This window comes from Serratia ureilytica, assembly GCF_017309605.1.
GTDB lineage: Bacteria > Pseudomonadota > Gammaproteobacteria > Enterobacterales > Enterobacteriaceae > Serratia > Serratia ureilytica.
On record NZ_CP071320.1, the window covers coordinates 2,495,488 to 2,505,106 of the forward strand.

At 59.9% G+C, this 9,619-nt stretch carries 8 protein-coding genes; 4 read left to right on the forward strand and 4 right to left on the reverse strand.

Annotation, left to right across the window (positions count from 1 at the left end):
• Positions 1 to 3: 3 nt before the first annotated feature.
• Positions 4 to 573, reverse strand: a complete 570-nt coding sequence (locus J0X03_RS11590; RefSeq protein WP_033643121.1) for a DJ-1/PfpI family protein — start codon at positions 571 to 573, stop codon at positions 4 to 6.
• Between the two features lie 133 nt (positions 574 to 706).
• Here J0X03_RS11590 and J0X03_RS11595 point away from each other — a divergent pair, with 133 nt between their 5' ends.
• Entirely contained in the window at positions 707 to 2,245 is a 1,539-nt protein-coding gene (locus J0X03_RS11595; protein WP_033650370.1) for a long-chain-fatty-acid--CoA ligase, read from the forward strand.
• Positions 2,246 to 2,284: 39 nt separating this feature from the next.
• On the opposite strand, the gene J0X03_RS11600 is transcribed toward J0X03_RS11595, so the two are convergent.
• Both J0X03_RS11600 and J0X03_RS11605 read right to left on the reverse strand, forming a co-directional pair.
• Positions 2,285 to 3,559, reverse strand: coding sequence for a Glu/Leu/Phe/Val family dehydrogenase (locus J0X03_RS11600; protein WP_033643119.1), 1,275 nt, complete (start codon positions 3,557 to 3,559; stop codon positions 2,285 to 2,287).
• A gap of 542 nt (positions 3,560 to 4,101) precedes the next feature.
• Positions 4,102 to 4,449: an antibiotic biosynthesis monooxygenase family protein gene (locus J0X03_RS11605; protein ID WP_069100152.1), complete on the reverse strand. Its 348-nt coding sequence runs from the start codon at positions 4,447 to 4,449 to the stop codon at positions 4,102 to 4,104.
• 513 nt (positions 4,450 to 4,962) lie between these two features.
• On the opposite strand from J0X03_RS11605, the gene J0X03_RS11610 reads away from it, so the two are divergent.
• Positions 4,963 to 5,583, forward strand: a complete 621-nt coding sequence (locus J0X03_RS11610; RefSeq protein ID WP_060660703.1) for a helix-turn-helix transcriptional regulator — start codon at positions 4,963 to 4,965, stop codon at positions 5,581 to 5,583.
• A gap of 50 nt (positions 5,584 to 5,633) precedes the next feature.
• On the opposite strand, the gene J0X03_RS11615 is transcribed toward J0X03_RS11610, so the two are convergent.
• The gene (locus J0X03_RS11615; RefSeq protein ID WP_089197068.1) at positions 5,634 to 7,823 is read right to left on the reverse strand and encodes a TonB-dependent siderophore receptor; all 2,190 of its coding nucleotides are present in this window, start codon (positions 7,821 to 7,823) and stop codon (positions 5,634 to 5,636) included.
• A 202-nt stretch (positions 7,824 to 8,025) separates the two neighbouring features.
• Between J0X03_RS11615 and fes the strand changes: the two genes are divergently transcribed.
• Entirely contained in the window at positions 8,026 to 9,333 is a 1,308-nt protein-coding gene (fes, locus tag J0X03_RS11620; protein WP_226772936.1) for an enterochelin esterase, read from the forward strand.
• A gap of 29 nt (positions 9,334 to 9,362) precedes the next feature.
• Positions 9,363 to 9,587: an MbtH family protein gene (locus J0X03_RS11625; RefSeq protein WP_033643114.1), complete on the forward strand. Its 225-nt coding sequence runs from the start codon at positions 9,363 to 9,365 to the stop codon at positions 9,585 to 9,587.
• The last annotated feature ends 32 nt before the right edge of the window (positions 9,588 to 9,619 follow it).

Genomic DNA, 9,619 nt, shown 5'->3' on the forward strand with positions numbered 1-9,619 from the left:
AGGTTACTGCTCCAGCAGCTCGGCGAACTTCGCCAGCCACTGCGGATGCGCCGGCCAGGCCGGGGCGGTGACCAGATTGCCGTCGACGTGCGCCTGATCGATGCCGATCTCCGCATAGTGGCCGCCGCCGAGCCGCACCTCCGGGGCGCAAGCCGGGTAGGCGCTGCAGGTGCGGCCCTTCAACACCCCAGCCGCCGCCAGCAGCTGCGGGCCGTGGCAAACGGCAGCGATCGGTTTTTTGGCGGCGTCGAACGCCTGCACCAGCGCGATCACGTCGGGATTCAGGCGCAGGTATTCGGGCGCACGACCGCCGGGGATCAACAGCGCGTCATAGTGTTCTTCTTTGGCGGCGGCAAAGTCGGCGTTCAGGGTGAAACGATGACCGGGTTTCTCGCTGTAGGTCTGCGCGCCGTCAAAGTCGTGGATCGCGGTCTGGATGTAGTCGCCGACGGCTTTGTCGGGGCACACGGCATCCACCCAATGGCCAAGCATTTGCAATGCCTGAAATGGCACCATGGTTTCGTAATCTTCGGCGTAGTCGCCGACCAGCATCAGGATTTTTTTCTTGCTCATGATCACAACTCCTGCAGGAGGGGGAATGCCTAAGGTATAGCCCAGCGCCCCTGGGAATGCGAACCGCAAAGCGCCTATCTATACTCGTGATACTGCGGCGCTTTCTCGCCGCTCAACCCAGGGAGGATCCCCGATGCTGAATCTGGCTACCTTGCTTGAAGAAAGTGCGCGCACCTGGCCGGAACGGCCGGCGGTGATACAGGACGATATACCGCTCAGCTATCGGGCGCTGAATGAAATGGCCAACCGGGTGGCGAATTTACTGGTCGCGCGCGGCGTGCAGCCCGGTGAGCGAGTGGCGCTGGCCTGCCCCAATCGGCCGGAGTTTCCGGCTATCTATTACGGCATTCTCAAAAGCGGCGCGGTGGTGGTGCCGCTCAATATTCTGCTTAAGAGCGCAGAGTTCGACTATTACCTGGCGGACTCGGCGGCGGTGGCGTTGTTTTGCTTCGAAGGCAGCAACGGCCTGCCGTTGGGGGAAGAGGCGCTGCGGGCGGCGGCGAAGGCGGAGCAATGCCGTGAGGTGTTTATCATCGGCGATCGGCTGCCGCTCGAAGGCGAACGTTTCAGCACGGCGATAGCCGCACAGGCCACCGAGTTCGCTTCGGCCGCGACGCTCGAAAGCGACACGGCGGTGGTGCTGTATACCAGCGGCACCACCGGCCGGGCCAAAGGGGCGGAGTTGACCCACGCCAACCTGGTGCTTAACGCGCTGGGATCGGTGCGGCTGTTCGACGGCTCGGAAACGGATCCCGATCGCCATCTGGTGACGCTGCCGCTGTTCCACACGTTTGGTTCGACGGTGCAGATGAATGCCGGATTTTCCGCCGCCGCCACCCTGGTGCTGGTCGAACGCTTCGACGCCGCGCAGGCCATCGCGCTGATGCAGCGGCACGGCATTACCTTTTTTGCCGGCGTGCCGACCATGTATTGGGCGTTGTTGAATGCGCTGGATGAGCATACGGATATCGAGCGCCTGCGCAGCACGCTGCGTATGGCGGTGTCCGGCGGGGCCAGCCTGCCGGTGCAGATCCTGGAGGATTTCTCGCGCCGCTTCGGCGTCAACATTCTCGAAGGGTATGGGCTGTCGGAAACCAGCCCGGTCGCCACCTTTAACCATCCGCACCGCGTGACCAAACCCGGCTCTATCGGCCAACCGATCTGGGGCGTGGAGGTTCGCTTGCTCGACGTCACCGGGCAACCGATCGACGGTGTCGATCAGGTGGGAGAGATCGCGGTGCGCGGCTACAACATCATGAAAGGCTATCTGAACCGTCCCGAGGCGACGGCGGAAGTGCTGGAAAACGGCTGGTTCCGCACCGGCGATCTGGCGCGCCGCGATGCCGACGGCTTCTATTTCATCGTCGATCGGGCCAAGGACATGATCATTCGCGGCGGGTTCAACGTCTATCCGCGCGAGATTGAAGAGGCACTGATTCGCCATCCGGCGGTGTCGTTGGTGGCGGTGATCGGTGTCGAGCATCCTTCGCTGGGTGAAGAGATCAAAGCGGTGGTGGTGTTGAAAGAGACGGAGGAGCCGATCGAGGAAGAGGCGCTGATCGCCTGGAGCCGGGAGAGGCTGGCGGCGTTCAAGTATCCGCGTATCGTCGAGTTTGTCGAACGCTTGCCGATGACCAGTACCGGTAAGGTGTTGAAACGCTGTTTGCGCTGAGGAAAATCCGGCCTGCCGGGGCAGGCCGGGAAACGGGTATCAACCTGGGTAGATGCCACGCTCTTTACGTGCGGTCAGGATGCGCTCACAAGCCACGATATAAGCGGCGGTGCGCAGGCTGCACTCTTTCTCTGCGGCCTTGTTCCAGACGTGGACCATCGCGTCGGTCATGATCTTGTCCATACGCTCGTTGATCTCGGACTCGCTCCAGAAGTAACTCGCCATGTCCTGCACCCACTCGAAGTAACTGACCGTTACGCCGCCGGCGTTACAGATAACGTCCGGAACCACGGTGATGTTACGGGAACGCAGAATGTCGTCCGCTTCTGGGAAGGTTGGGCCGTTAGCCCCTTCCAGCACCAGCTTGGCGCTGAGGATTTCGGCGCGCTGACGGGTGATCTGGCCTTCCAGCGCCGCAGGGATCAGGATGTCCATGTCAACCGACCAGAACGCTTCGCTTTCGATCTCGCTGGCGCCTGGGAAACCGGCGATCTGCTTGTGCTTGGCCTGGTATTCGGTCAGCGCGGCCAGATCGATGCCGTTGGCGTTGAACAGGGTTGCGGAGTGGTCCTGGATGGTGACGACGCGAGCGCCGACGCCGACGAACAGGCGAGCCGCTTCGCTGCCCACGTTACCGAAGCCTTGCACCGCCACTTTGGCGCCTTCGATCTGCACGCCCAGACGCTTGGCCACTTCGCTGCCGGTGACAAACACGCCGCGGCCAGTCGCTTTCTCACGGCCCAGGGAGCCGCCGAGGTGGATTGGCTTACCGGTTACCACGCCGGTGATGGTGGTGCCGTGGTTCATGGAGTAGGTATCCATCATCCAGGCCATCACTTTGGCGTTGGTGCCGACGTCCGGCGCAGGAATGTCTTTCTGTGGCCCGATGATGAAGCCGATTTCGCTGGTGTAGCGGCGGGTCAGTCGCTCCAGTTCACCTTCAGACAGTTTGAACGGATCGACGCGGATGCCGCCCTTGGCGCCGCCGTACGGCAGGTTGACCGCGGCGCACTTGATGGTCATCCAGGCGGACAGGGCCATCACTTCGTTCAGATCGACGTCAGGGTGGAAGCGGATACCGCCTTTACCCGGCCCGCGCGACAGGTTGTGCTGTACGCGGAAGCCTTCGAAGTGACGGATGGTGCCATCGTCCATCTGCAGCGGGATATCGACAATCAAAGCGCGTTTAGGGTGACGCAGCGTATCAACCCAGCGTGAGAGGTCGCCGAGGTAAGGGGCGACGCGATCGATTTGTTGCAGATATGTAGCCCAAGCGGTGGTGCTGCTGTCTGAAGCGTAGGATAGCTTTTCCATAACCAACCTTTATATTTTAGAGGTATTTATTTCGTTTAACCGTGGATTAGCAAGCGCATAACACTTTGCGCCGCTAAATTTACCACTAATTATGCCGGTTGTTAGCCCCCCGCTCATCGGGCCAGCGGACGGTTTTTCGCCGCCTGCAGGGCGGTAAATGAATAGTTAATTACTTTTCGCCGGCCGTTAGCGGGCGCATGCATACTTTATGCATATAAAACGCATAAAAACCCTTTATATCTATTTTTCAGAAGCTTGAATGTGATCAAAAAGTTTCATTTTATTTAACTGCTATGTTGACAATGGCGTTTCCCCTCGGCAGCGTTAAAATCCTGTTAAAACGCCGTCTGCCGCCGCGTTTTGCCTGGGCAGCGAGAAGCATGATTCGGGGCTGTTTTACTGTATTGCGGCAGAAGAGTGGGCTGAAAAGCGTGTTCACCTGAAACGGACGGGTGACCGCGAGCGGCCGGCCACCCGTTCTGGTTTGGCGAATCAGCGTTTAAAGAAGACCGCGCCGCGGTGGCGTGGTCATCCGATACGCATTAGGCGCCGGTATGCTGATAGCGTTGTAATTCCACCGGTTCAGCGCCGATACTCGCGAGATATTCTTTGACGGACGCCGGCGCGGAAGCTTGCGTAAATTGGTAGATGTTTTCATCCGCATCCAACAGCGTCTCCCATTTTACAATGTTCACCCAGCGAGGCTCATTGTCTACGCTGATGCCCGAGTCACGCGAAATAAACCCGTTCTGGTTCGAGATAAATTCCTCTTCTACGCGCTTGTCCAATACGGCAAACGCTTCAGGGCTGAGTGAGGCCGGCAGTTTAAAACTTGAAATTTCAATAATGTAGCTGTTGGCGGAACATTCCGCCTTGGATTCATAATTCATAATAAAAGTCCTTTAAATTAAATTGCTTATACAACTCAAATTAAGCTGCATCCTTATTGCAGTACTGCAGGTTAAATTTATTCCTGATGTCTGAAATAAATAATTAGGAATAATCCGAATTGGCGCTTTGCTTTATGCAAAACATGATGATTTGTATGAGATTTTTCTTGCATAAGGGAGTTTGCTAATCAACTTGCCAACGGCCTTAAGCAATAATTCAATAACGGTGGTGCGGTTATTAATGTCATTGGCAAAGGGGCGGTTTTTAAATAAAAAAACGGTAGATGAACGGCGTGGTTAACCTATTTCCTTTTCCTCTTTGAAGGGGCGGGCGTTATTTCGCCGGCGACCGGCAATGGCCAATCATGCCCCCCCGTCGGGATAAAAGGTCACTTGCGGCGCAGCCGGTAGTGAGGGGGGAACCAACGCCATCCGCTCGGCAAGCGGCGGCAACTGCGGTATGCTAAGCGGCTGAACAACAAACCAAACCGGGCTATACGGAGACACCCCAGCGTGGCGAATTCTTCTTCTCAACTTGAACTGTTGCGGTCGGTCGCCGACGGCATCGCGGCCCTGTTTTTCCCGAATGCGGAAGTGGTGATCCACGATTTGGCCGCCAACAAGATAGCCTACCTGGCGAACAACCTGTCGAAGCGCAAACCGGGCGACGACGCGGGGCTGGAAGATTTCACGTTTGATGGCGGCGCCAACGTGACCGGCCCCTACGAAAAGCTGAACTGGGACGGCAAAAAGATGCGCTCGGTGAGCATCGCCGCGCGCGACGAGCAGGGTAACCCCAGCTATCTGCTGTGCATCAACCTGAGCACCACGATGTTCGAGGACGCCCGCAACGCGCTGGATATGTTCCTGTCGGTCACGCGATTGCAGCCGCAGCCGCAACAGCTGTTCAAAGACGACTGGCAAGAGAAGATCAATACCTTCCTGCATGACTGGCTGCGGCGCGAGAACGCTGCGCTCGGCGCGCTGAGCCGCGAACAGAAACGTCGGCTGGTCAGCGATCTCTATCATCAGGGGGCGTTCAAGGCCAAAAGCGCGGCGGACTATATCGCCAACGTGCTGTCGATGGGGCGCGCCACGGTGTACAAGCATCTGCGGGAATTGAAGCAAGAGTAAACGCGGCGGGAAAGGTGGAAGAAAGGGGCGGCGCTGGCCGCCCCTTTTCGTTACCAGCGGTAGTTCACCGAAGCGATGACGCTGCGGCCGCTGCCGTAGAAGCAGGCGTACTCGCCGCTGCAGGATGAAACGTATTTCTTGTCCGTCAGGTTCTGCACGTTGAGCTGCAGCGCCGCACCGCGCAGCGCCGGCGAGGCCTGGCCGAGATCATATTTCACCATGGCGTCGTACAGCGTGTAGTGCGGCACATCGTACTGGCCGGTGGCGTCGGCCGGCGCATCGCCGATGTAACGCACGCCGCTGCCGACGGTCAGGCCGTTGAGCGCGCCGCTCAGGAAGCTGTAGCTGCCCCAGGCGGACGCCGCGTGGCGCGGAATGCCCGCCGGGCTGTGGCCGATTTCGTCGGCCGAGTTGGAGTCTTTGGTCACCACGTCGGTGTAGGTGTAGGCGGCGATCAGCTTGATCTCCGGCGTCGGCTGAGCGTGCACTTCCGCCTCAATCCCTTTGGATTTCACCTCACCGATCTGCTCGTAGGCGGAGGTGAGACGGTTGTAAGACGCCACATTGCGTTGGGTGATGTCGAACCAGGAAAGGGTCAGCAGGGTGTTGCCGCCCGGGATCTGGTACTTCACGCCCACCTCGGTTTGTTTGCCGGTGGTCGGCTTGAGCGGGTCGGCGCCCGGCGCGCTCGGGTACAGGTTAGGATCGAACGAGGTGCTGTAGCTGACGTACGGCGAAATGCCGTTGTCGAAGGCGTAGAGCAGGCCCGCACGGCCGGTGAACTGGGCATCGTTGTAGGTCTGCTCTTTGCCGCCGCTGGTGCGATCGCGGGTGTTGACCTGCGACCAGTCCTGACGGCCGGACAGCAGCAGGTTCCAGTTATTCCACGCCAGCTGGTCCTGCAGATACACCCCGACCTGATTCAGCGTCTTCAAGTCGCTGGAAGCCAGCGCCAGCGTGCTGCCATCGATGCTGGGGCGAACCGGGTTGGCCCAGTCGATCGGGTAATCGTTGCCGCGATCGCGATACATCTTCGAATCGATATGGCTGTAGCGGTAATCCAATCCGCCCAGCACCGTGTGCTTCACCTCGCCGGTGTCGAACAGGCCCTTCAGTTGGTTATCCACGCCAAACTCGTTGGTCATCTGCGTTTCATGCTGCGCCATGCGGGTGACGGTGTGGTCGTTGACCTTCGAGTTTACGTTATAAACCAGATACTTATAGTCCTCATCACGGTGGGTGAAACGCAGGTTCTGGGTAAACGACAGCGCATCGCTGAAGTTGTGCTCGAGGCTGTAGCCGATCGACGCCTGCTCGCGCCGCGACTTGTTGAAGCTGGGTTCGCTGATGTTGAAGTCATAGGGCACATAGCCCGCGCTGGTCGGGAACAGCGTGCCGGCGCGCGGCAGGAAGTTGCGCGATCCGGCTTTCGGATCGTTCTGGTAGCTGGTCAGCAGCGTAAAACTGGTGTCTTCGTTCGGCAGCCAGGTGAAGGCCGGGGCGATGGCCACCCGTTGCTGCTTGCTGTCTTTGACAAACTCATGTTCGGTTCTGGCGATACCGTTCAGGCGATAGAACAGGGTGTTGTCGTCGTTGAGTTTGCCGCCGAAGTCGAACGCCGTTTCCGCCAGATGACGGTTGCCGGTGCTGAATTTAACTTCGTGAATGCTCTGGGCGGTAGGGCGTTTGCTGGTCATCACCACCACGCCGCCGGGGCTGACCTGGCCGTAAAGCACGCCGGCCGGGCCGTGCACCATTTCCACGCGCTCCAGCAACCAGGGATCGATCTGCCCGGCGCCGCCGTTTTGGCTCGAGAGGCCAAAGTGCAGGCCGTCGAGCAGCTTGGGCGCGTAGCGGAAGCCGCGGCTGATCACTTCGTCATTGCGGTTGGAATTGCCGCGATAGGTGGTGACCACCCCGCTGGTGTAGTTCAAGGCGTCGGCGACCGACGCCGGTTCCTGGTCGTTCATTTGCTCGCGCGTCACCACCGAGATGGACTGCGGGGTTTTGCTCAGCGGGGCGGCGGTTTTGGTGCCGGCGGCGCTCTCTTTGGCGACGATCCCTTTGACGGGCGCGGTCACGCTGCTCTGCGCGTCGGCGGTCACCACCATCGTCTCGTCCGCCGCGGCAAAAGCGTTTTGCGCGAAGGGCAGTAGCGCCAGCGTCGCCCCCAGCAACAGCCGGTTGGCGGACATCGCCTCTGCACTATCGTTTTCTATCCCTTTGTTTCTAATATTCATTATCTCTCCTGCATGCCTACTTTTGTGTGTAATGCCACCCTGATAAACCCCGCAATGCCGATGAATACGGTTTCCCTCGTCGACGCGGAGACGTCGCGTTTGCACGACGGCAAAAATCCGACAAATAGTATTGAAAATGATAATGAGTATCAATACGATTGTCAGGTTTTGTAAAAGTCACGCACGTTATGTAAGGGGCGCTATGGAGTTTTTGCCGGAAAAGAGGCCAGAACACGGCCATGAGGGATTGGCGGCGCACTGGCTGCGTGAGGCGGCGGCGGGGCAACCCGCATGGTGGCAGAAGGTTGCCGCTCATGGCACGCCTGTCGTCGACGCGCACGATGAACAGCACGTCAGAATGACCTGGCTATGGCGCGATCCTGCCGGCGACGAGCGGCTCTCGCCGATATGCCGCGTCTATGCCGATATCAACGGCATTACCGACCATCACAGCACGACCCCCAGCAGCCTGAAAAGGCTCCCCGGCACCGACGTTTGGTACGGCGCGGCCGTTGTCGATCGCCGCTGGCGCGGCAGTTACAGCCTGATCCCGATTACGGCGCGAGATCTTCCTCCCGTCTTTAGCGACGACGAAACGTTGCGCGATCGCCAGCAGCGCGCCTGGTGGGTATCGCTGTTCCCGTTGGCGATCGCCGATCCGCTGAATCGCACCTCGCTGGGGCCGGCTTATCGCCCGCGCGCCGTTTCCCTGGCTCAGGGGCCGGACGCGGACGACCAAAGCGCCTGGCAGGCCGCCGATCGGCCGTTGGATGAAGCGCGGCTACAGCTTTTTCACTGGCACAGCGAACGGCTGGGCACCCGGCGGCGCGTGTGGCTGTATGCCGGCGGCGAGGCGGCGGACAACGCGAACCGCCCGCTGGTGCTGCTGCTCGACGGCCAGAACTGGATCGAAAGGCACGCATTGCTGCCGGTGATTGAGAACGAGACCGCAAAAGGGCATCTGCCGCCCGCGTGCTGGCTGCTGATCGATGCGATCGATGGCGAACACCGGGAAAACGAACTTCCTTGCAACGCCGCCTTTTGGCAGGCGGTGATCGACGAACTGCTGCCGCAGGCGCAGCGGCGCGAACCGTTCAGCGAAGAGGGGGCGCGCACCGTGGTCGCCGGCCAGAGCTACGGCGGGCTGGCGGCGTTATACGCCGGCCTGCACTGGCCCGAGCGCTTCGGCCATGTGCTGAGCCAGTCCGGCTCCTTCTGGTGGCCCACGGTGCAATTCGTTACCCAGTTTGAAAAACGCCACGAGTTGGAGGAAGGCTGGTTGATACGCCAGGTTCGGCAGCGCGGCGCGACCGCGCCGACGCTCACCGTGATTCAGCAAGCCGGCGATCGGGAGGCGGACATCGAATTCGTCAATCGCCAGATGCACCAGGCGCTGACGGCGGCCGGGCATCGTGCCGACTACCGCGTGTATTCCGGCGGACATGACGCGCTCTGCTGGCGCGGCGGTCTGGTGGACGGCGTGCGCCGGCTGCTTTCCGCAATGAAGTAATTCCACATTTTGACAGACAGGTAAGGCAAATGACTCAGGAACAACAAAACCCGTTCGATGACGAAAGTCTCCGTTTCTCCGTGTTGGTCAACGCGCAACAGCAGTACTCGCTGTGGCCGCAGTTTGCCGATACGCCGCCGGGATGGCGCGTGTTGATGGGGCCGGCGTCGCGCGGTGAATGTATCGACTATATCGAAGCGCACTGGCAGGACATGCGGCCGGCGTCGTTGAAAGCGGCGGATGCGCCGCGTTAATCGCCGCACAGCCACATCGCTACATTCCGTTT

Bases quoted from the DNA above. Each gene is read 5' to 3' on its own strand.
- J0X03_RS11590 (WP_033643121.1), bottom strand. From the start codon at position 573: ATGAGCAAGAAAAAAATCCTGATGCTGGTCGGCGACTACGCCGAAGAT.
- J0X03_RS11595 (WP_033650370.1), top strand. From the start codon at position 707: ATGCTGAATCTGGCTACCTTGCTTGAAGAAAGTGCGCGCACCTGGCCG.
- J0X03_RS11600 (WP_033643119.1), bottom strand. From the start codon at position 3,559: ATGGAAAAGCTATCCTACGCTTCAGACAGCAGCACCACCGCTTGGGCT.
- J0X03_RS11605 (WP_069100152.1), bottom strand. From the start codon at position 4,449: ATGAATTATGAATCCAAGGCGGAATGTTCCGCCAACAGCTACATTATT.
- J0X03_RS11615 (WP_089197068.1), bottom strand. From the start codon at position 7,823: ATGAATATTAGAAACAAAGGGATAGAAAACGATAGTGCAGAGGCGATG.
- fes (WP_226772936.1), top strand. From the start codon at position 8,026: ATGGAGTTTTTGCCGGAAAAGAGGCCAGAACACGGCCATGAGGGATTG.
- J0X03_RS11625 (WP_033643114.1), top strand. From the start codon at position 9,363: ATGACTCAGGAACAACAAAACCCGTTCGATGACGAAAGTCTCCGTTTC.